The sequence below is a fragment of the Microbacterium sp. LEMMJ01 genome (assembly GCF_002114135.1).
GTDB lineage: Bacteria > Actinomycetota > Actinomycetes > Actinomycetales > Microbacteriaceae > Microbacterium.
In genome coordinates this window covers 343,316-363,746 of record NZ_NCTV01000036.1, presented here as the reverse complement: position 1 = coordinate 363,746, position 20,431 = coordinate 343,316, and the positions used below count along the sequence as shown (strand labels likewise).

Sequence of the window (20,431 nt, the reverse complement as noted above, 5' to 3'; positions counted from 1 at the left end):
ACGACGTCAGGAGCCCGATGACCCCCCTCAGCACCGACCCGGCCGCGCGTGCGCGGCTCCGCTGGTCCGTCGCCACCTCGTCCGTCCAGATCGAGGGTTCCCGCCGTGCCGACGGCGCGGGCCGGTCGATCTGGGACGACGAGATCGCCAAGCCCGGACGCATCCGCGACGGCTCGACGGCGGAGCCGGCCTGCGACAGCTATCGCCGCGTGGCGGATGACCTCGCCCTGGTGGCCGGTCTCGGGCTCGATCGGTATCGGTTCTCGATCCCCTGGGCGCGCGTGCAGCCGGACGGACGCGGCCCCGGGAACGTCGCGGCGCTGGACCACTACGCCCGCGTCGTCGATGGACTGCTGGCGGCCGGCGTCACCCCGTTCCCGACCCTCTATCACTGGGAGCTGCCGAGCGCGGTCGAGGCCGACGGCGGCTGGCTGGCCCGCGACACCGCCGAGCGCTTCGGCGAGTACGCCGCCCTCGTCGCCGCGCGCCTCGGAGACCGGGTGTCGTCCTGGTACACGCTGAACGAGCCCGCGATGACCACTCTGCAGGGCTACGCCGTCGGTGCGCTCGCACCCGGCAGGCAGCTCCTCTACGGCGCGCTTCCGACCGCACATCACCAGCTGCTCGCCCATTCCCGAGCTGCCGAGGCGCTGCATGCCCGTGGCGCGGCGAGCGTGGGACTCGTCAACAACCACACCTGGGTCCTGCCGCTGCGGGACACCGAGGAGGATCAGGCCGCGGCCGCGGTGTACGACCTCCTGCACAACCGGCTGTTCAGCGAGCCGCTCCTCTCCGGGACGACACCGGACCTGGAGGCCCTCGGGCTCCCGCCGCTGCCCGTCCTCGGTGACGACCTCGCACGCATCGCGGGATCGATCGATTTCTACGGCGTGAACTTCTACAACCCGACCACGGTCACCGCCGCCGCCGAGGACGACATCCCGTTCGAGATCGTTCCGACTCCCGGAGTGCCCGTCACCGGCTTCGGTCCCGAATGGCCGATCATGCCGTCCGCCCTGCGCGACCTCCTGATCGATCTGCACCGCCGCCACCCGAGCATGCCTCCGATCATCATCGGGGAGAACGGGGCAGCCTTCCCGGAGCCCGACGTCGCCGGCCCTGTGGAGGATACGGATCGGATCGCCTACCTCTCCGCGCACATCGACGCGGTGGGCGAGGCCATCGACGCCGGCGTCCCCGTCGAGGAGTACACGGTCTGGTCGCTGCTCGACAACTGGGAGTGGACGGACGGCTACACGCAGCGGTTCGGCCTCGTGCACGTGGACTTCTCGACGGGGGAGCGCACCCCGAAGGCCTCCTACGGCTGGTACCGCGACCTCATCGCGGGTGCGCGCGCAGCCGAAGACGCCGAGGCGGCACGCGCATGAGCGCGACCCCGGGCCTCGGCACCCACCGAGCGGGCCTGCGCTGGATGTCGCTGTTCACCCTCGCCTGGCTCGCGATCTGGACCGTCCAGCTCACCCCGGTCCAGCTCCTCCTCCCGCTGCAGCTCGACACTCCGGAGGACGACTGGATCCGCGGCGTCGTCTCCTCCGGGATCGTGCTCGGACTGGGTGGCCTCGCCGGCGTCGTCGCCGGGCCGCTCGCCGGGGCACTCTCGGATCGCGCCCGCGCCGGCGCGCATCGGCGGCGGCCATGGGCTCTGGGAGGGGTCGCGCTCACGGCTGCCTGTCTCGTCCTCACCGGCTTCGCCGACGGCCCGTGGGCGGTCGGCGCCGGCTGGGTCGGCGTCTCGATCGGCGTCGCCGTCTCCTCCGCCGCGTTCACCGCGCTCATCGCCGACCAGCTCCCGACGACGCAGCGCGGTGCCGCATCCGCCGCGGTCGGGTCGAGCCAGGCGGTCGGGATCGTGCTCGGGGTCGGACTCGTCGTGCTGCTCGGCCTCGGCATCGTCGCCGGGTATCTGCTCCTCGCCGGCATCATCGCGGTGGTGGGCGTCGCGGCGGCACTGCTGCTGCCGGACCCGCCGAGCACGGAGGCGCTGCGCCCTCAGCGCATCGGGCGGCCCCGCCTGGCGTCGCTCCGCGACCGCGACTTCGCCTGGATGCTCTCGGGCCGGCTCGTCACCAACATCGGCAACGCCCTCGGCACGGCGCTGTTCCTTTTCTTCCTCCTCCACGGGCTCGGACAGGAGAGCACGACCGCACAGGACAACCTCCTCCTGCTGATCGTCGTCTACACGGTCTTCGTGGTACTCGCCTCCGTGATCACCGGGATCATCTCCGACCGCACCGGGGAGCGCCGCCGGCTCGCCGTGGGGGCCACGGTCGTCCAGGCGGCGTCGGGTGTGGTGATCGTGGCTCTGCCCACCTTCGAGATGACGATGATCGCCGCCGCGCTCATGGGCGTCGGCTACGGCGCCTTCTCGACCGTGGGGCTCGCGTTCGCGGCCGACCTGCTCCCGGATGAGCAGGACCACGCGCGCGACCTCGGCATCGTGAACGTCACCGCCGCCCTCGGACAGCTCATCGGGCCCGTCCTCGGGGCCGGCCTCGTCGCGCTGGCCGGCGGGTTCTGGCTCGTCTTCCTCGCGGCAGCCATCCTGTCGCTCGTCGGCGGAGCGCTCACCGCCGCCGCGCGGTCTCGGGTGCTCTCAGCCTGACGCCGTGCGCTGCTCGATCGTCGCGATCGCGAGGGAGAGGACGGCGTTGAACACCCGCGGGCGCATGGCCGTGATCAGGTGCGTGGTCCGTGGCACGACGATGAGCTCCGCCTCCGGGGCCAGGCGCCGGAACAGGGGTTCGTTAAGCCGGAGCTGATCGTACTGGCCGTTCACGAACCAGAGGGGCACCTGGATGCGGGGGACGGCGGCCGCCACATCCAGGGTGGCGAGGCTGCGCAGCGTCTGGTCCTGGATGTCGAGGGCGTACCCACCGGCGGCGAAGTCTCCGCGATTCTCCTCGGGGATCGTCGCGGCGAGCATGCGCTGCGTCAGCCACATGCCACGGTCGGGCAGGGAGTCGACCGCCCGGGCGAACAGGCGGTACGCGCGCAGCCCGGCGCCGCGGGGAAGCGAGGTGCATGCGGCGGCGACGAGTCCGTCGACGGGCGGAGGCTCAGCGCCACCGGTGTACGCGAGCGAGAGCAGCCCGCCCATGGAGTGGCCGACCAGCAGCACGGGGCCCGTCTCGGCCGCGGCGCGGACGGCCGCATCGATCGTGAGCAGCGCCTCGTGGAGGGTGAAGTCCTCGTCCATCCGGCTGCCGTGGCCGGGGAGGTCGACGGCGGTGACGGGGAGCCCGCGTGCCCCCAGGTACTCGATCTGCGACCGCCACATGGTGGCCGACGTGCGGATGCCGTGCACGAGGACGGTCTGGACGGTCACGCCTTCAGCATAAGGAAAGCGGGGCCGGTGGATGGACCACCGACCCCGCTTCGACACGAGGTGTCAGAGGATGTTACTTCTCCCAGCCGACGTTCTCGACCGGCGTGACGCCGAACAGGTCGAGACCGACGTAGGGCTCCGGCGTGAGGTTCGCCAGGCCGTTCTTGACCACGTAGATCGAGGGGCCGCTGTACAGCGGGATGAGGCCCCAGGTCTGCTCGATGATCTTCGGCTCGAGGTCCATCGCCGCGGTGGTCCAGGACTCCGCGTCCTTCTGGCTCTCGACCTCGTCGGCGATCTGCTGGTCGATCTCCTCCGTGCCGGTCGCCGACAGGTTCAGACCGCTGTCGGAGCAGTAGAGCTGGCAGAACCAGGCCGGGCCGAACGGGTCGGAGTCGGTGAAGCGGAGCGAGACGACGTCCCAGTTCTTCGTGGTGAAGTCGCTGGAGAAGTCGGCGGAGGCACGGACATCGATCTTGAGGTCGATGCCGATCTCCTTCTGCTGCGCCTGCAGCGACTTCGCGAGGGCCTCGATGGTCGGGTCCTCACCGAAGATCGGGAAGGTGACGGAGAGCTTCTCGCCGTCCTTCTCGCGGATGCCGTCCTCGCCCTCGGTCCAGCCGGCGTCGTCGAGGAGCTTCTTGGCGCCCTCGACGTCGTGCTTCAGACCGGCTTCGGCGAACGAGTCCTTGTAGCCGTCCTGGAACGAGTACAGGTTGAGCGAACCGGCGACCGGCTCCTCGTAGCCGAGGCCGTTCCACGCGATCTGCTTCTGCTGGTCGACGTTCACGCCGAGGAAGAACGCCTTGCGCACGTCGATGTCCTCGAACTGCGGCTTGTCGGCGTCGACGAGCAGGACCGTCTTGGCGGTCTGCTGCGCACGGCGGACGACGGTGTCGTCCACTTCCTGGACCTGCTTCAGGCGGTCGTTGGTGTTGGCGCCCACCATGTCGATCTCGCCGTTCTTGAAGGCGTTGATCGAGGCGTCGGGCTCCATGGCCGTGAAGGTGACCGTGTCGAGCAGCGGCGCGTTGCCCCACCACTCGGGGTTCGGCTTGAACGAGACGAAGCCGCCGTTCGCGTCAAACGTGTCGACGGTGTACGGGCCGGCGCCCCACTCGGGGTGCATGTTGCCGATGAAGGCCTCGTTGAACACGGCCGGGTCGGCGATGTCCGGGTGCAGGACGCCACCCGTGAGGAACGCCATGGACGGCCAGGCGTAGATGCCGTCGAACGTCACGACGGCGGTCTTCGCGGTGTCACCCTGCTCGACGGTCTTGATCTGCTTGTAGCCGTCGGTCGCGTTCGGGTTGAAGCCCTCGTCGTAGGAGCGGTTGGCCTTCCACGTGGCGTCGACGGACGTCCAGTCCATGTCGGTGCCGTCGTTGAAGTGCGCCTCGTCCTTGAACGTGAAGGTGATGGTCGTGTTGCCATCCTCCTCGCCGATCTCGTACGCGTCGAGGTAGGCGTCGTTCTTCGTGACCTCGCCCTCCGGCGAGACCAGGAGGATCTGCGGCATGTACCACGACCACAGGCGAGCGGTGTCAGCACTGGCATCGCTGTTGAAGCCGTTCAGCTGCTCCGGGATCTCGTTGATGGGGAAGTTGACCTCGCCACCTTCCTGGAGGTTGCTGCGGTCCTGCGGGTTGTAGTCGGCGGTCTTGGTCTCGACCTTCTCGCCGTTGTCCCCGCCACCGGTGTTCCCGGAACCGCTCGCGCAGCCCGCGAGGGCGAGTGCGAGGGCGCCGCCGACCGCGACCGCCCCCAGCAACTTCTTGTTCTTCATGGTGCTCCTTTCGCCTTTCGGCGTTTCATAAAGGGAAGACTAGTTCGCGCTGTATCCCGGAACACGGCGCTGCGGTGAATGCCGCCTAACCGTTATCGGACGGTGACCAGGAACGCGCGCATGGGATCCGGGTCAGACCGTCGCGGGCTTCGTCGACATCGTCTCGGCGTCGAAGACCACCCGCTCGCGGGTGCGCTCGATGTCGGGATCCGGCACGGGGATCGCCGACAGCAGCGCCTTCGTGTACGGGTGCTGCGGGTCGTCGAAGACCTGGTCGACGTCGCCGTGCTCCACGAACTCGCCGAGGTACATCACGGCCACGCGGTCGGCGATGTGACGCACCACCGAGAGGTCGTGCGCGACGAAGAGGTACGACAGCCCGAGCTTGGTCTTGAGCTCGTCGAGCAGGTTGATGACGCCGGCCTGGATCGACACGTCGAGCGCGGACACCGGCTCGTCGAGCACGACGATCTTGGGGTTCGTCGACAGGGCCCGGGCGATGCCGATGCGCTGCCGCTGACCACCCGAGAACGCCTGCGGGAAGCGGTCGCTGTGCGCGGGGTTGAGCCCGACGAGGTCCATGAGCTCGTCCACCCGCCGGTGCGCCTCCTCCTTCGGCGTGCCGATCGCGAAGAGCGGCTCCGAGATGATGTCGGCCACCGTCATGCGCGGATCGAGGGCTCCCATCGGGTCCTGGAAGACGATCTGGATGTCGCGGCGCAGGGCGCGCTCGACCTTGCGGCTGTGGATGTCGTTGACGCTGGTGCCGGCGATGACGATGTCGCCGTCGGTCTGCTTGACCATGTCCATGATCTGCAGCAGCGTCGTCGTCTTGCCCGAGCCCGACTCGCCGACGATGGCCATCGTCTCGCCCTCGCGCACGTCGAAGCTGATGCCCTTGATCGCCTGGACCTCGCCGACCTTGCGCTTCAGGAACGCGCCCTTGACCAACGGGAACGTCTTGCGGAGGTTCTTCACCTCGAGCGTGATCGGCCGCTCCTCGCGGGGCGTCCGTGTGAGGTCGCTCTCCGGGACGGGGCGGACGGGGTAGACGGGCAGGCCCCCGAGGAGGCCGCCGTCCTCGATCTCGTGCGCGCGGATGCAGGCGGCCTGGTGCAGGTCGCCCGAGCCCGTCGGCACGGGGAGCAGTTCCGGCTCCTTGGCGCGGCAGGCGTCCATGACGATCGGGCAGCGGTCGGCGAACGGGCAGGCGTCCGGCAGGTTGATGAGCAGCGGCGGGTTGCCCTTGATGGGGGTCAGCGGCTCCTTCTCGGCCTTGTCCACGCGGGGGATGGCGCCGAGCAGGCCGATCGAGTACGGCATGCGGGTCTTGTGGAACAGCTCGCGCACGGGCGCGTGCTCCACGGGCTTGCCGGCGTACATCACGAGCACGTCGTCGGCGGTGCGGGCGACCACGCCCATGTCGTGCGTGATCATGATCACCGCGGCGCCGGTCTCGTCCTGCGCCTTCTCGATGAGGTCGAGGATCTGCGCCTGGATGGTGACGTCGAGGGCCGTGGTGGGCTCGTCGCAGATGATGAGCTTCGGATCGTTGGCCATCGCGATGGCGATGACGACGCGCTGCCGCATGCCTCCGGAGAACTCGTGCGGGAAGGACTTCATCCGGCGCTCGGGCTCGGTGATGCCGACGAGCTTGAGCAGCTCGACGGAGCGGTCCCAGGCGTCCTTCTTGGACAGGCCGCGGTGGACCGTGAGGGCCTCGATGAGCTGATCGCCGACCGTGTAGACCGGCGTGAGCGAGGTCAGCGGGTCCTGGAAGACCATCGACATGCCGTTGCCGCGGATGACCGACAGCTGCTTGTCGCTCATGCCGACGAGCTCCTGCCCGTCGTACGTGATCGAGCCGGTGACCTTGGCGTTCTCGTCGAGGAGACCCATGATCGCGAGCGAGGTCACGGACTTGCCGGAACCGGATTCGCCGACGATGCCGAGGGTCTTGCCGGCTTCGAGGTCGAAGGAGACGCCGCGGACGGCGTCGACACGGCCGGCCTCGGAGGCGAAGCTGACCTTGAGGTCGCGGACGGAGAGGACGTTGGTCATGCGCGGCCTCCAGCAGCCGAGGTGGGATCGAGGGCGTCGCGCAGGCCGTCGGCGATGAGCGCCATCGACACGGTGAGCAGGGTCAGCGCCGCCGCCGGGAAGTAGAACAGCCAGGGCGCCGTGGTCAGCGAGCTCGAGCCGGCGCCGATGAGGGCACCGAGCGACACGTCGGGGATCTTGACGCCGAAGCCGAGGAAGGACAGGCCCGTCTCCGTCACCACGGCGTTGACGACGCCGAGGGTGAAGTTGATGACGAGGAGCGAGCCGATGTTGGGCAGGAGGTGGCGGAGCACGATGCGCATGCCGCCGACGCCCATGTAGCGGGAGGCGCTGACGTACTCGCGCTCGCGCAGCGACAGGGCCATCGTCCAGATGACGCGGGCGGGGAAGTACCACCCGATCACGAAGATCATGATGAGGGCGATGACGCGCCAGTCACCGCCGGCCTTGTTCGAGATCATCGCGAGGATGAGGAAGCTCGGGATCACCATCATGAAGTGGATGACCAGGAGCGAGATGCGCTCGGTCCAGCCGCCGAAGTAGGCCGCGGCCGTGCCGACGAGCGCGGACACGATCGTGACGCCGACGGAGACGGTGATGGCGATCATGAGCGACCGCTGCAAGCCGACGGCGACCTGGGCGAAGAGGTCGTTTCCGGCGTTGTTCGTGCCGAACCAGTGCTCCGCGGACGGGGGAGTGCTGAGGTTCAGGAAGTCGAGCTCGATGTGGTCGTACCGGGCGATGAAGGGCCCGACGATGGCGAACAGCACGAGGACGACGAAGATCACGAGGCCGATGAGGGCTCCGCGGTTCCGGGAGAAGCGTCGCCAGTACAGCGTCCACTTCGACAGCCGCTTGGTGGCGACGCGGGTGGTCTCGGGGCCGGCGGTCTCCGGCTCCGGGTGGATGGTCGGGTCGAGCATGTCGGTGCTCATGTCAGCTCACTCTCACGCGCGGGTCGAGGACGACGACGGCGATGTCGGCGAGGATGGCGCCGATCGCCGTGAGGACCGCACCGAAGGCGGCGATCGCGACGGTTCCGTGGATGTCGTTCTTGGTGATGGTCTCGATGAAGTACCGGCCCATGCCGTTCCACGCGAAGATCGTCTCGGTCAGGACCGCTCCGGTGAAGATCGCGGGGATCGTGAAGGCGACCTGCGTGGCGACGGGGATGAGCGACGTCCGGAGCGCGTGCTTGCGGATGGCCTGCTGCTTGGTCAGGCCCTTCGCGCGGGCCGTGCGGACGTAATCGGCGTTGATGTTGTCCAGCAGGAGCGACCGCTGCAGGAAGTGGATGCTCGCGTACCCGGTGAGCACCAGCGCGATCGTCGGCAGCGTCAGGTGTTGCAGCACGTCTATGAGGGTGGGGAAGAAGCCCTCGACCCCTTGGCTGGCGTTACCGGTCACGTAGAAGATGCGGGTGCCGGTGGCGTTGTTCAGGCCGATCGCGAGCAGGACGATCGCGAACGCCGCGACGACGATCGGGATGTTGAGCGTGATGATGCTCGTCGCCTGGCCGATGCGGTCGGCGAGCTTGTACTGCCGAGACGCGGTGTACACGCCGAGCGCGATGCCGAGGACCGTCGTGAGGATCGTCGCGCCGAGGACGAGCTCCGCGCTGACCCACATGCGGTAGGCGACCTGCTCGTTGACGGATCCGCCCGTCGGGCTCACGCCCCAGTCCCAGCGGAGCAGGATGCCGGTGAGCCACGTCCACCACCGCTCGATGAGCGGGACGGTGTCGCTCAGGTTGCGGGGAGCGAGGGTGTTCACGATCTGCTCTTCGGTGAGCGGAGGGCGACGACCCACGTAGTTGCTGCGCGGATCGAGGAAGCCCCACGCGAGGAAGTAGGTGAGGTTCGTCGCGACCACGATCATGAGCAGCCAGCCGAGGGCACGGCGCGCGAGGTACTTGATCAAGGGGGATTTGTCTTTCTCTTCTCCAGACGCGCTCGGGGTCTGCCGACGCAACGCTGAGCCGGGCGGATGATCGGGTTTCATCCGCCGTTCCGCGCGACGCGACAGCCCTCACGGAGTCTGTGACGGAGTCGTATCGCTTACGGGATCCGGTGTCACGGATTGATCCCGGGCAACTTCGGGAGACTATCACCGATACGCACGAATGGGGATTATGAGGACCCTCACCGTAGAATCGACGGGACATGTCCCCACGCGCTCTCACCCCGCTTCAGCCTGCCGCGACGCCGGCTGCGCAGATCCGTAATTTCTGCATCATCGCCCACATCGACCACGGCAAGTCGACCCTGGCCGACCGCATGCTCCAGATCACCGGCGTGGTCGCGGAGCGGGACATGCGCGCCCAGTACCTCGACCGCATGGACATCGAGCGGGAGCGGGGCATCACGATCAAGAGCCAGGCGGTGCGGATGCCGTGGGCCCTGGGGCAGGCGCAGGGCCCGGACGAGGTGTTCGCGCTCAACATGATCGACACCCCCGGTCACGTCGACTTCACGTATGAGGTGTCCCGGTCGCTGGCCGCGTGCGAGGGTGCCATCCTCCTCGTCGACGCCGCGCAGGGCATCGAGGCCCAGACGCTGGCCAACCTCTACCTCGCGCTGGAGAACGACCTCCACATCATCCCTGTCCTCAACAAGATCGACCTCCCCGCCGCAGACCCCGAGAAGTACGCGAAGGAGCTCGCCTCGCTCATCGGCGGCAAGCCGGAGGACGTGCTGCGCGTGTCCGGGAAGACCGGCATGGGGGTCGAGGATCTGCTCGACCGGATCGTCGAGGAGATCCCGGCTCCGGTGGGGGATGCGGACGCACCCGCGCGGGCCATGATCTTCGACTCCGTGTACGACGCCTACCGCGGCGTCGTCACCTACGTGCGGATGGTCGACGGCAGCCTCTCGCCCCGCGAGCGCATCCAGATGATGTCCACCGGCGCGAACCACGAGGCCCTCGAGGTCGGCGTGTCGAGCCCGGAGCCCACCCCGACCAAGGGTCTCGGCGTCGGCGAGGTGGGCTACCTCATCACCGGCGTGAAGGACGTGCGGCAGTCGAAGGTCGGCGACACGATCACGAACGCGCGCAAGCCCGCGGCGGAGGCGCTTCCCGGCTACACGGACCCGAAGCCGATGGTGTTCTCGGGCATCTACCCGATCGACGGCAGCGACTACGCGGAACTGCGCGAGGCGCTCGACAAGCTCAAGCTCTCCGACGCCTCGCTGCAGTACGAGCCGGAGACCTCCGTGGCGCTCGGCTTCGGGTTCCGCTGCGGCTTCCTCGGCCTGCTGCACCTGGAGATCGTGACCGAGCGCCTCTCGCGCGAGTTCGGCCTCGACCTCATCACCACCGCCCCGAGCGTGATCTACGAGGTCGTGACGAGCGACACCGGCGAGACGGTGACCGTGACGAACCCGAGCGAGTACCCGGACGGCCGTATCGGCTCGGTGTCGGAGCCGATGGTGAAGGCGGCGATCCTGCTGCCCAAGGACTACGTCGGCACCGTCATGGAGCTGTGCCAGTCGCGGCGCGGCACGCTGCTGGGCATGGAGTACTTCTCCGAGGAGCGCGTCGAGCTGCGCTACAACATGCCCCTCGGCGAGATCGTGTTCGACTTCTTCGACCAGCTCAAGTCCAAGACGCAGGGCTACGCCTCCCTGGACTACGAGCCGTCGGGGCAGCAGGAGGCCGACCTGGTCAAGGTCGACATCCTCCTGCAGGGCGAGAAGGTCGACGCGTTCAGCTCGATCGTGCACCGGGACAAGGCCTACGCCTACGGCACGATGATGGCGGAGCGGCTGCGCAAGCTCATCCCTCGCCAGCAGTTCGAGGTGCCGATCCAGGCCGCGATCGGTGCGCGCATCATCGCCCGGGAGACGATCCGCGCGATCCGCAAGGACGTGCTCGCCAAGTGCTACGGCGGTGACATCACCCGCAAGCGCAAGCTCCTCGAGAAGCAGAAGGAGGGCAAGAAGCGCATGAAGATGGTGGGCCGCGTCGAGGTTCCGCAGGAGGCGTTCATCGCTGCGCTCTCCGGCGACGTCGAGACCAAGGACAAGAAGTAGCCCACCCCGCTGAACTTGTCGAAGCGCGCGGTTCTCAGGGACCCACCCTTCGACAGGCTCAGGGACTCACCCTTCGACAGGCTCAGGGACCCACCCTTCGACAGGCTCAGGGACCCAGCATCAGGGGCCCAGCCCTCCCGGGGATGTGACGGCGTGCGGCGCGGGGGGTGTTCGCTCAGGGAACCCGAAGTAGGCTGGATCTCATGCGGCGCGGGACTTTCCGAGACGACACGGTGGACTATGCGGCCGTGGGTGCGACCCACGCCCCCGATCTGATGCAGTACCCGCCGGAGCGCAGCATCCCGGCGGAGGAATCCTGGCGGATCGGCAGTGGCGAGGAGCGTTTCCAGACGGCCGGCGAAGCCCTGCTGTCGTGGACGGCGCAGCGTGCGGCCGGGCTGTCCGTGGAAGACGTCCGCCCTGCTCCCGGCCCCGCCTATGCGGGCGTGAGCTTCGACGCCGAGGGCAATCCGATCGCGCCGAGCAAGCGGGATGTGGAGCCGCGCTACGACGCCGAGGGGATGCCCTTCGTGGGCGCGGGCATGACACTCCACCTCCGCGGTCGCGTCGGCGGCATGCGCGCCGACTCCGAGCTGCGTGTGATCTCGGTCACCGAGGAGACCCGGCGAATCGGTTTCGTGCTGGGCACGGTCGGGGGCTCCGTTGTGAGCGGCGAGGAGTCGTTCGACGTGGACTGGCGCGAGGACAACGACGAGGTCTGGTTCACGGTCCGGGCTTTCGACGCCCCGAACACGCTGCTCTATCGGCTCGTCCCCGCCCTGATGAAGCGCCGCCGTCGCGAGCTGTTCGCGCGCTACCTCCGCGCGATCTCCCCGCTCTACGCGACTCCGGTGTGATGGCGGGACCACTTCCGCTCGGGGATCCGGCGCCCGCGGACGGGCGACTCCCCGCCGATCTCCCGATCTCCGTCGAGACGCCGTTCTCCGCCTACCTGCACATCCCGTTCTGCCGCGTGCGCTGCGGCTACTGCGACTTCAACACGTACACGTCCGGTGAGCTCCGCGGGGCGGAGCAGGAGGACTACGCGTCCACCCTCATCGGCGAGATCGCCCTCGCGCGTACGGTGCTGGACGAGGCCGGAGCGCTGCGCCCGATGGACACGGTGTTCTTCGGCGGCGGCACGCCCACGCTGCTTCCCGCGGGAGATCTCGCCCGCATGCTGGGAGCGGCCACCGCGGCGTTCGGACTCGCACCGGGCGCCGAGGTCACCGTCGAGGCCAACCCCGATACCGTGACCCCGGAGGTCGCGCGCATCCTCGCCGAGGCGGGGGTCACGAGGCTGTCCATCGGCATGCAGTCCGCCGTCCCGCACGTCCTCGCCGCGCTCGACCGGACGCACCGGCCCGAGAACGTCCGCACCGCCGTCGCCGCGGCGAAGGAGGCGGGACTCGCGGTCAGCGTCGACCTCATCTACGGCGCACCGGGGGAGAGCCTCGCCGACTGGGAGGCCTCGCTCGACGCCGCCCTCGCCCTGGAGTCCGACCACGTCTCCGCGTATGCCCTCATCATCGAGGACGGCACGAAGCTCGCGCGACAGATCCGTCGCGGTGAGGTGCCGACCCCGGACGACGACCTGCAGGCGGACATGTACGAGCTGGCGGACGAGCGCCTCGCCGCCGCCGGGTTCGAGTGGTACGAGGTCAGCAACTGGGCCCGCAGCGAGGGGCAGCGGTCGCGGCACAACCTCGCGTACTGGCGGGGGAGCGACTGGTGGGGCTTCGGCCCCGGCGCCCACAGCCACGTCGCCGGACTCCGGTGGTGGAACGTCAAGCACCCGGCGGCCTACGCGCAGCGGCTGGCCGCCTCGTCCTCGCCGGCGGCCGGGCGCGAACGTCCGGACCCGGAGGCGCAGACCCTGGAGCGCATCCTCCTCCTCAGCCGCATCCGTGAGGGGATCGCGGTGACCGACGTCCCGGAGCAGAACAGGGACCGCATCGCCGGCCTCATCGCCGACGGTCTCATCGATGCGCCGGCGGCGATCCGCGGGCGCGTGCAGCTCACGCTCCGCGGCCGCCTCCTCGCCGACGCCGTCGTGCGCGAACTGACGGATTGAGCGGCTCCACCGGCGCTGCCCCGCCTTCGGAGATCTCCCGGTCGCAGGAGGTAGGATTGGCACTCAGGGCAGCAGAGTGCCAGCATCCGGTCGGCGGGAAGGGGAAGCCATGGTCACAGAGCGAGGGCTGCAGGTCCTCCGCGCGATCGTGCAGGACTACGTCGAGACGCACGAGCCCGTGGGCAGCCGTTCCATCGTCGACCGGCACTCGTTCGGGGTCTCGGCCGCGACCATCCGCAACGACATGGCGCAGCTGGAGGACGAGGAGCTGATCACGGCTCCGCACACGTCGTCCGGGCGCGTCCCGACGGACAAGGGCTACCGGGTGTTCGTCAATCACCTCGCCCAGCTCCGTCCTCTCTCCACCGCGCAGCGTTCCGCCATCGAGTCGTTCCTCGCCGACCCGGCCGACCTCGACGACCTGATGGTCCGGACCGTCCGCGTCCTCACGCAGCTCACCGGCCAGGTCGCGTTGGCGCAGTATCCGTCGTTCGCGCGGGCGCACGTGACCCACGTGGAGCTCGTGACGCTGGCCCCGAACCGGCTCCTCACGGTCCTGGTGACGGACGCCGGTGGGGTGTCGCAGCGGATCACCGCTCTGCCGGACGCGATCGACGAGGCCGACCTCGCCGTGCTGCGCGCGCGGCTGTCCGCCCTCATCACGGGGCAGGCGATCGCGGCGGCCTCCGACCGGCTGCAGGCGCTGCTCGCCACGGAGGAGACGCCGCAGGATCGCGTGCTCCGCACCCTCGCCGGCGTCGTGGTCGACGAACTCGGCGGCTTCCGGCAGGAGCGCCTCGTGATGGCCGGAGCAGCGACCCTGGCGCGGCGCGAACAGGACTTCCGCGGCAGCATCCACCCCCTCCTCGAGGCCATCGAGGAGCAGGTCACGCTGCTGCGGCTGATGAGCGAGATGGTGCCGGACGAGCACGGCCTCGCGGCGAGCATCGGCACCGAGAACGCCTCCTTCGGGCTCGGCGAGGCGTCGATCGTCGCCAGCAACTACGCGGCGCCTTCGGGGACCGCGCGGGTCGGCGTCATGGGCCCGACCCGGATGGACTATCCGAGCAACCTCGCGGCAGCGCGGGCGGTCGCCCGCTACCTGTCACGCATGCTCGACGACGACGAGGCCGGCCGCTGACGCGGCCCCACGGAAATCACACGCAGAAAGGCGATTGTGGCGGACCACTACGAGGTCCTCGGGGTGTCCCGGGACGCTTCCACCGACGAGATCAAGAAGGCGTATCGGCGCCTGGCACGGCAGCTCCACCCGGACGTGAATCCGGGGGAGGAGGCTGCGGAGAAGTTCAAGCTCGTCACGCACGCCTACGACGTGCTCAGCGACGAGGAGTCGCGCCGCCGGTACGACATGGGCGGCGGTGACGGCGCGAACAACTTCGGAGGCTTCGGAGGCTTCGGCGACATCTTCGAGACGTTCTTCGGCGCGTCGCAGGGTGGCGGACGCGGCGCCCGTCCGCGATCGCGGCGAGAGCGCGGTCAGGACGCGCTCGTCCGGGTCACCCTCGATCTCGGCGATGTGGTCTTCGGTGCGCACCGCGACATCGAGGTCGACACGGCCGTGCTCTGCGAGACCTGTCAGGGCTCGTGCTGCCAGGAGGGCACGTCGCCCGTCACCTGCGACATCTGCGGCGGCACGGGGCACGTGCAGCGTCAGGTGCGGAGCCTTCTCGGCAACGTCGTCACCTCCCAGCCGTGCGGCACCTGCGAGGGCTACGGCACGACCATCCCGTACCCCTGCGGCACCTGTGGCGGGCAGGGACGCGTCCGCTCGCGCCGCACGGTGTCCCTCGACATCCCGGCGGGCGTCGAGACCGGACTGCGGCTGCAGCTCCCCGGCTCCGGCGAGGTCGGCCGCGCGGGCGGCCCGAACGGCGACCTCTACGTGGAGGTCACGGTCAACCCGCACCCCGCCTTCAGCCGTGACGGCGACGACCTGCTCGCCACGCTCGAGGTGTCCATGACCGACGCCATCCTCGGCACCGAGACCTCGATCGAGGGACTCGACGGGGAGGTCGACCTGGAGATCCGCGCCGGCGTGCAGTCCGGCGACGTGCTGACCATCAAGGGCCGAGGCATCACGCCGCTGCGCGGCACCCAGCGCGGCGACCTCCGCGTCGGCGTGCAGGTCGTCACCCCCACCAAGCTCGACTCCGCGCAGCGCAAGCTCATCGAGGACTTCGCCAAGAAGAACAAGGCGCCGGGCCCGCAGCTCGCGCAGTTCCAGCAGGGCCTGTTCTCCAAGCTGCGCGACCGGTTCCGCGCCCACTGATCGTGGCGCTGCACTTCCTCGTCGAATCCGCGGGTGATGCCGCGGTGGGCGGCCTCGTCTCCCTGACCGGGGCCGAGGCGAAACATGCGGCCGTCGTCCGGCGGCTGCGCGTCGGCGAGGTCGTCACGGTCGGTGATGGTCGGGGCATCTGGCTGACCGGCGTGGCCGAAGAGGTGTCGCCGTCGCGCGTCGACGTCCGGATCACCGCGCGCGTCGAGCACGAGCCGGCGAGTCCGCGCCTCGTGCTCGTGCAGGCGCTCGCGAAGGGCGACCGCGACGAGCTCGCCGTGCAGGCCGCGTGCGAACTGGGCGTCGACGAGATCGTGCCGTGGCAGGCGGGTCGCAGCGTGTCGCGCTGGGAGGGGCCGAAGGCGGTGAAGGGACGCGAGCGCTGGGCGACGATCGTCCGCGAGGCCGCGAAGCAGGCGCACCGTGCCTGGGTACCCGAGGTGGCCGCCCCGGAGACGACCGCACAGCTCGCGACCCGCGCGGCGACGCAGCGCGTGCTCCTGCTCGACCCGACCGCGACCGCGCGGCTCTCCGCCCTGGTGCCGGATGACCGTGACCTGGTGCTCGTGGTGGGTCCGGAGGGCGGGATCGCTCCGGAGGAGCTCGAGAAGCTCACCGCCGCGGGCGCCGAACGCGTGCTGCTCGGCGACACCGTGCTGCGCACATCCACGGCGGGCCCCGCGGCCATCGCCGTGCTGTCCGCGGCCCTCGGGCGCTGGTGACCGGCCGCGCCGCGCGTCCCCCCAGTAAGCTGAGAGCATGAGCGAACCCTCGATCTTCACGCGCATCCTCACCGGGGACATCCCCGGGGAGATCCTGCTCGACACGGGCCGCGTCTTCGCGATCCGCGACATCGATCCGCAGGCGCCGCTCCATGTGCTCGTCATCCCCAAGACCGAGGAGTACCGCGACGTGACCGAGCTCGCGGCCGGGGATCCCGCGCTGCTGGCCGAGATGGTCGCCGCCGCCAAGCGCATCGCGGAGGAACACGCCAACGGCGAGTACCGCCTCATCTTCAACAACGGCGCGAGCGTCGCGCAGTCCGTCTTCCACGTGCACGCCCATGTGCTCGGCAACCTCGAGGAGAACAAGCTCGTTGGCTTCTGACGATCAGGAAAACGTCACCGAACGGCTCTACGCCGACGGCGTCGCGATGGTGCAGCTGCTCGGTCCGCAGGACCGGCTGCTGCGGATGCTCGAGCGCGAGCACCGCGACGTGCAGGTGCTCGTCCGCGGCAACGAGATCACGCTCACGGGCGCGCGCGAGGCCGTCGCCAAGGCTAAGACCCTCGTCGACGAGCTCCTCACGATGACCAAGGCCGGGCACGATCTCGCCCCGAGCGACGTGTCCAGCTCGGCGCGCATGCTGCGTCAGGACGGCGGCCCGCGGCCCAGCGAGGTGCTGGGCGAGGCGATCCTCTCCACGCGGGGCAAGGTGATCCGGCCGAAGACCCTCGGTCAGAAGGAGTACGTCGACGCGATCGAGGAGAACACGATCGTGTTCGGCATCGGTCCGGCCGGAACGGGCAAGACCTACCTGGCGATGGCGAAGGCCGTCCAGGCGCTGCAGCGCAAGGAGGTCACCCGCATCATCCTCACCCGTCCGGCGGTCGAGGCGGGGGAGCGCCTCGGGTTCCTCCCCGGCACGCTCACCGACAAGATCGATCCGTACCTGCGGCCGCTCTACGATGCGCTCAACGAGATGATGGATCCAGAGATCGTGCCGCGCCTGATGGCGACGGGCACCATCGAGGTCGCGCCCCTCGCGTACATGCGCGGACGCACCCTCAACGACTCCTTCGTCGTGCTCGACGAGGCGCAGAACACCACGCCCGAGCAGATGAAGATGTTCCTCACGCGTCTCGGGTTCGGCACGAAGATGGTCGTCACCGGCGACATCACCCAGGTCGACCTTCCGCAGGGCGCCTCCGGCCTCCGCCTGGTCACCCGGGTGCTCGACGGCATCGACGACATCCACTTCTCCCGTCTCACCAGCGACGACGTGGTCCGGCACTCCCTGGTGGGGCGCATCGTCGACGCCTACAGCGAGTACGACGAGCGGCGCGTGGCGCAGCGGGCGGAGCGCGAGCAGGCGCACGAGTTCGCCAACCGCGCCGAGCGCCGCGGCGCCCAGCGACCCGGACCACGCGACCGCATGCCGAAACGAGGGCTCTCATGATCGAGATCAACAACGAGTCGGCCATCGATGTCGACGAGACCGTGCTGCAGCGGCTGACGGACTTCAACCTCGCGCAGCTCCACGTCAGCGCGGACGCCGAGGTGGCCATCGTGCTCGTCGACGAGGGCGCCATGGAGGCGCTGCACGTGCAGTGGATGGACGAGCCGGGGCCGACCGACGTGCTGAGCTTCCCGATGGACGAGCTCCGGCCCGGCACCGAGGACCGTCCGACGCCTCCCGGGCTGCTCGGCGACATCGTCCTCTGCCCGCAGGTCGCGGAGACGCAGGCGCAGGCCGCCGGCCACACCCTCATGGACGAGCTCATCCTGCTCACGACGCACGGACTGCTGCACCTGCTCGGGTTCGACCACGCCGAGCCGGAGGAGGAGCGGGAGATGTTCGGGCTGCAGAAGCAGCTCATCCAGGGCTTCGCCGCGTCCGAGCGCCGCCGGCGATGACGGAGCTGCTGCTGCTCGTCGCCGCGGTGCTGCTGGTGGCGTTCGGCGGCCTCATGGCCGCGATCGACGCGGCATACGGCGTGACCTCGCGCGCCGGGCTGGAGGACATGGCCACCGAGGGACGCCGTGCGAAGGCCCTCGGGCGCATCGCCGCCGACCTCGACGCGCACGTCAACGCCGTCGCCTTCATCCGTGTCCTCGCGGAGGTGACGGCCGCCGTGCTCGTCACCGTGGCGTTCACGATCGTCTTCGAGAACATCTGGTGGGCGATGCTCGCCGCCGCCATCCTGATGACCGGCATCACCTTCGTCCTCGTCGGGGCGAGTCCGCGGACGTTCGGTCACCAGCACGCCGAGAGCATGATCCGCGGGAGCGCGGCCATCGTGCGCGGACTCCGGATCATCCTCGGTCCCATCGCCCAGGGACTCGTCGTCCTCGGCAACCGTGTCACGCCGGGGACCGGACGCAGTTCGTTCTCCAGCGAGGACCAGCTGCTGAGCATGGTCGACGAGGCCGCGTCCAACGACCTCATCGAGGAGGACGACCGCGACCTCATCCACTCGGTGTTCGACTTCACCGACCAGTTCGTTCGGGCGGTGATGGTGCCGCGCACCGAGATGGTCACCGTGGGTGCGGAGGCGACGACCGACGAGGCCATGTCGCTCTTCCTTCATCGCGGGGTGTCCCGCATGCCCGTCGTCGACGATGAGGCCGACGACGTCGTCGGGGTGCTGTACCTCAAGGACCTCGTGCAGTTCGCGTACCGGGACGACAGTGCCTGGCGCGCGGCCTCCATCCGTCCGATCGCCCGGCCGGCCACGTTCGTCCCCGAGTCGATGCGCGCGGAGACGCTGCTGCAGCAGATGAAGCGCGACGCCGTGCACGTCTGCCTCGTGATCGACGAGCATGGCGGGATCTCCGGCCTGGTGACGCTGGAGGACCTCATCGAGGAGCTCGTGGGGGAGATCTCGGACGAGTACGATCAGGTGTCCGCCGAGTTCGTCGACCTGGGCGACGGCCGCTATCGGGTGAGCTCCCGGCTCTCGCTGGAGGACGTGGGCGATCTGTTCGGTCTGGAGCTCGAGGACGAGGACGTCGACTCCATCGGCGGCCTGCTCGGCAAGACGCTCGGCCAGGTGCCGCAGCCCGGTGCGACGGCGACCGTCCACGGGCTCGTGCTCACCGGGGGCGCGTCCCGCGGGCGGGGGCGCGGTATCGCGACGGTGTTCGTGGAAAGGGCGGCAGAGCCCGAAGAAGTGCAGGATGAAGGAGAGCGGCGCGATGACTGAAGACACCCGGAGCGGGTTCGTGACCTTCGTCGGGCGGCCGAACGTGGGCAAGTCCACGCTCACCAACGCCCTGGTCGGCGAGAAGATCGCCATCACCAGCGAGAAGCCGCAGACCACGCGCCGCGCGATCCGCGGCATCCTCAATCGTCCGGACGGGCAGCTCGTCATCGTCGACACCCCCGGCATCCACAAGCCGCGCACACTCCTCGGCGAGCGGCTGAACGATCTTGTCGAGCAGGTCCTGGGCGACGTCGACGTGATCGGCTTCTGCGTGCCCGCCACCGAGAAGGTCGGTCCCGGCGACCGCCGGATCGCCGCCTCGCTGGACGGCTACCCGCGGGCGCAGAAGATCGCCATCGTCACGAAGACCGATGCTGCCGGGCGCGATGAGATCACCGAACGACTCATGGAGGTGGACTCCCTCCGCGAGGACTGGGCGGCGGTGATCCCGCTGTCGGCGCTGACGCGGGATCAGCTCGAGGTGCTGGCGGACGAGATCCTGCAGCTCATGCCGGAGGGGCCCGCGCTCTACCCCGAGGGCGTCACCACCGACGAGTCCGCCGAGGACCGGATCGCGGAGATCATCCGCGAGGCCGCCCTCGACGGCGTGCGCGACGAGCTCCCGCACTCGATCGCCGTCGTCGTCGATGACATCGCCCCGCGCGAAGACAGCGACCTCACCGACGTGCATGCCTCCATCGTCGTGGAGCGGGACAGCCAGAAGGCGATCATCATCGGCCACAAGGGCAAGCGCCTCCGCGACGTGGGAGCGCGCGCCCGCGCCGGCATCGAGGAACTGCTCGGGACCCGCGTCTTCCTCGGGCTCCATGTCAAGGTCGCGAAGGAGTGGCAGCGCGATCCGAAGCAGCTCGGGCGGCTCGGGTTCTGACATGCCGGGCAGCAGGACG

The 20,431-nt window shown here is 69.4% G+C and carries 18 protein-coding genes; 13 read left to right on the top strand and 5 right to left on the bottom strand.

Going from position 1 to position 20,431, the window contains the following annotated elements:
- Window positions 1–17: 17 nt before the first annotated feature.
- Complete coding sequence (locus B7W94_RS16715; protein ID WP_085607753.1) at window positions 18–1,388, top strand: glycoside hydrolase family 1 protein; 1,371 nt, start codon at window positions 18–20, stop codon at window positions 1,386–1,388.
- The gene (locus B7W94_RS16710; protein WP_085607751.1) at window positions 1,385–2,623 is read left to right on the top strand and encodes an MFS transporter; all 1,239 of its coding nucleotides are present in this window, start codon (window positions 1,385–1,387) and stop codon (window positions 2,621–2,623) included. The genes B7W94_RS16715 and B7W94_RS16710 overlap by 4 nt, the downstream gene beginning before the upstream one ends.
- On the opposite strand, the gene B7W94_RS16705 is transcribed toward B7W94_RS16710, so the two are convergent.
- From B7W94_RS16705 to B7W94_RS16685, 5 genes are all read right to left on the bottom strand, one after another.
- Window positions 2,615–3,346 carry an alpha/beta fold hydrolase gene (locus B7W94_RS16705; RefSeq protein WP_085607749.1) on the bottom strand — a complete coding sequence of 244 codons (732 nt, stop codon included), beginning with the start codon at window positions 3,344–3,346 and terminating at the stop codon, window positions 2,615–2,617. The genes B7W94_RS16710 and B7W94_RS16705 overlap by 9 nt on opposite strands.
- Before the next feature lie 73 nt (window positions 3,347–3,419).
- Entirely contained in the window at window positions 3,420–5,132 is a 1,713-nt protein-coding gene (locus B7W94_RS16700; protein WP_025103700.1) for an ABC transporter family substrate-binding protein, read from the bottom strand.
- A 132-nt stretch (window positions 5,133–5,264) separates the two neighbouring features.
- A complete protein-coding gene (locus B7W94_RS16695; protein ID WP_085607747.1) occupies window positions 5,265–7,193 on the bottom strand; it encodes an ABC transporter ATP-binding protein in 1,929 nt (642 codons plus the stop codon).
- Window positions 7,190–8,128, bottom strand: coding sequence for an ABC transporter permease (locus tag B7W94_RS16690; protein ID WP_025103698.1), 939 nt, complete (start codon window positions 8,126–8,128; stop codon window positions 7,190–7,192). Before B7W94_RS16690 ends, B7W94_RS16695 begins: the two co-directional genes overlap by 4 nt.
- Window position 8,129: 1 nt before the next feature.
- On the bottom strand, window positions 8,130–9,113 hold the full coding sequence (locus B7W94_RS16685) for an ABC transporter permease (protein WP_025103697.1): 984 nt from the start codon (window positions 9,111–9,113) through the stop codon (window positions 8,130–8,132).
- Window positions 9,114–9,355: 242 nt separating this feature from the next.
- On the opposite strand from B7W94_RS16685, the gene lepA reads away from it, so the two are divergent.
- The 11 genes from lepA to era all read left to right on the top strand — a co-directional run bounded on the left by lepA (window position 9,356) and on the right by era (window position 20,412).
- Window positions 9,356–11,224 carry a translation elongation factor 4 gene (gene lepA, locus B7W94_RS16680; RefSeq protein ID WP_025103696.1) on the top strand — a complete coding sequence of 623 codons (1,869 nt, stop codon included), beginning with the start codon at window positions 9,356–9,358 and terminating at the stop codon, window positions 11,222–11,224.
- A gap of 203 nt (window positions 11,225–11,427) precedes the next feature.
- Window positions 11,428–12,081, top strand: coding sequence for a DUF1990 family protein (locus tag B7W94_RS16675; RefSeq protein ID WP_025103695.1), 654 nt, complete (start codon window positions 11,428–11,430; stop codon window positions 12,079–12,081).
- Entirely contained in the window at window positions 12,081–13,298 is a 1,218-nt protein-coding gene (gene hemW, locus B7W94_RS16670) for a radical SAM family heme chaperone HemW (RefSeq protein WP_085607745.1), read from the top strand. The genes B7W94_RS16675 and hemW overlap by 1 nt, the downstream gene beginning before the upstream one ends.
- 109 nt (window positions 13,299–13,407) lie before the next feature.
- Window positions 13,408–14,439 (top strand): heat-inducible transcriptional repressor HrcA, encoded by a 1,032-nt coding sequence (hrcA, locus tag B7W94_RS16665; RefSeq protein ID WP_085607743.1) that lies wholly within the window; start codon window positions 13,408–13,410, stop codon window positions 14,437–14,439.
- 36 nt (window positions 14,440–14,475) lie between these two features.
- Window positions 14,476–15,588 carry a molecular chaperone DnaJ gene (gene dnaJ, locus B7W94_RS16660; RefSeq protein ID WP_025103692.1) on the top strand — a complete coding sequence of 371 codons (1,113 nt, stop codon included), beginning with the start codon at window positions 14,476–14,478 and terminating at the stop codon, window positions 15,586–15,588.
- 2 nt (window positions 15,589–15,590) lie between these two features.
- Window positions 15,591–16,319, top strand: coding sequence for a 16S rRNA (uracil(1498)-N(3))-methyltransferase (locus B7W94_RS16655; protein ID WP_085607741.1), 729 nt, complete (start codon window positions 15,591–15,593; stop codon window positions 16,317–16,319).
- A gap of 37 nt (window positions 16,320–16,356) precedes the next feature.
- Window positions 16,357–16,704: an HIT domain-containing protein gene (locus B7W94_RS16650; protein ID WP_060922187.1), complete on the top strand. Its 348-nt coding sequence runs from the start codon at window positions 16,357–16,359 to the stop codon at window positions 16,702–16,704.
- A 46-nt stretch (window positions 16,705–16,750) separates the two neighbouring features.
- Window positions 16,751–17,776 carry a PhoH family protein gene (locus B7W94_RS16645; RefSeq protein ID WP_231919667.1) on the top strand — a complete coding sequence of 342 codons (1,026 nt, stop codon included), beginning with the start codon at window positions 16,751–16,753 and terminating at the stop codon, window positions 17,774–17,776.
- Window positions 17,773–18,234, top strand: a complete 462-nt coding sequence (gene ybeY / locus B7W94_RS16640; protein WP_062766620.1) for an rRNA maturation RNase YbeY — start codon at window positions 17,773–17,775, stop codon at window positions 18,232–18,234. Before B7W94_RS16645 ends, ybeY begins: the two co-directional genes overlap by 4 nt.
- The gene (locus B7W94_RS16635) at window positions 18,231–19,523 is read left to right on the top strand and encodes a hemolysin family protein (RefSeq protein ID WP_025103687.1); all 1,293 of its coding nucleotides are present in this window, start codon (window positions 18,231–18,233) and stop codon (window positions 19,521–19,523) included. Before ybeY ends, B7W94_RS16635 begins: the two co-directional genes overlap by 4 nt.
- Window positions 19,516–20,412, top strand: coding sequence for a GTPase Era (era, locus tag B7W94_RS16630; protein WP_062635160.1), 897 nt, complete (start codon window positions 19,516–19,518; stop codon window positions 20,410–20,412). The genes B7W94_RS16635 and era overlap by 8 nt, the downstream gene beginning before the upstream one ends.
- Window positions 20,413–20,431: the final 19 nt, after the last annotated feature.

Bases quoted from the DNA above. Each gene is read 5' to 3' on its own strand.
- B7W94_RS16645 (WP_231919667.1), top strand. From the start codon at position 16,751: ATGGTGCAGCTGCTCGGTCCGCAGGACCGGCTGCTGCGGATGCTCGAG.
- B7W94_RS16635 (WP_025103687.1), top strand. From the start codon at position 18,231: ATGACGGAGCTGCTGCTGCTCGTCGCCGCGGTGCTGCTGGTGGCGTTC.
- hrcA (WP_085607743.1), top strand. From the start codon at position 13,408: ATGGTCACAGAGCGAGGGCTGCAGGTCCTCCGCGCGATCGTGCAGGAC.
- B7W94_RS16650 (WP_060922187.1), top strand. From the start codon at position 16,357: ATGAGCGAACCCTCGATCTTCACGCGCATCCTCACCGGGGACATCCCC.
- B7W94_RS16710 (WP_085607751.1), top strand. From the start codon at position 1,385: ATGAGCGCGACCCCGGGCCTCGGCACCCACCGAGCGGGCCTGCGCTGG.
- hemW (WP_085607745.1), top strand. From the start codon at position 12,081: ATGGCGGGACCACTTCCGCTCGGGGATCCGGCGCCCGCGGACGGGCGA.
- era (WP_062635160.1), top strand. From the start codon at position 19,516: ATGACTGAAGACACCCGGAGCGGGTTCGTGACCTTCGTCGGGCGGCCG.
- B7W94_RS16695 (WP_085607747.1), bottom strand. From the start codon at position 7,193: ATGACCAACGTCCTCTCCGTCCGCGACCTCAAGGTCAGCTTCGCCTCC.
- ybeY (WP_062766620.1), top strand. From the start codon at position 17,773: ATGATCGAGATCAACAACGAGTCGGCCATCGATGTCGACGAGACCGTG.
- B7W94_RS16715 (WP_085607753.1), top strand. From the start codon at position 18: ATGACCCCCCTCAGCACCGACCCGGCCGCGCGTGCGCGGCTCCGCTGG.
- lepA (WP_025103696.1), top strand. From the start codon at position 9,356: ATGTCCCCACGCGCTCTCACCCCGCTTCAGCCTGCCGCGACGCCGGCT.
- B7W94_RS16690 (WP_025103698.1), bottom strand. From the start codon at position 8,128: ATGAGCACCGACATGCTCGACCCGACCATCCACCCGGAGCCGGAGACC.
- B7W94_RS16700 (WP_025103700.1), bottom strand. From the start codon at position 5,132: ATGAAGAACAAGAAGTTGCTGGGGGCGGTCGCGGTCGGCGGCGCCCTC.
- B7W94_RS16675 (WP_025103695.1), top strand. From the start codon at position 11,428: ATGCGGCGCGGGACTTTCCGAGACGACACGGTGGACTATGCGGCCGTG.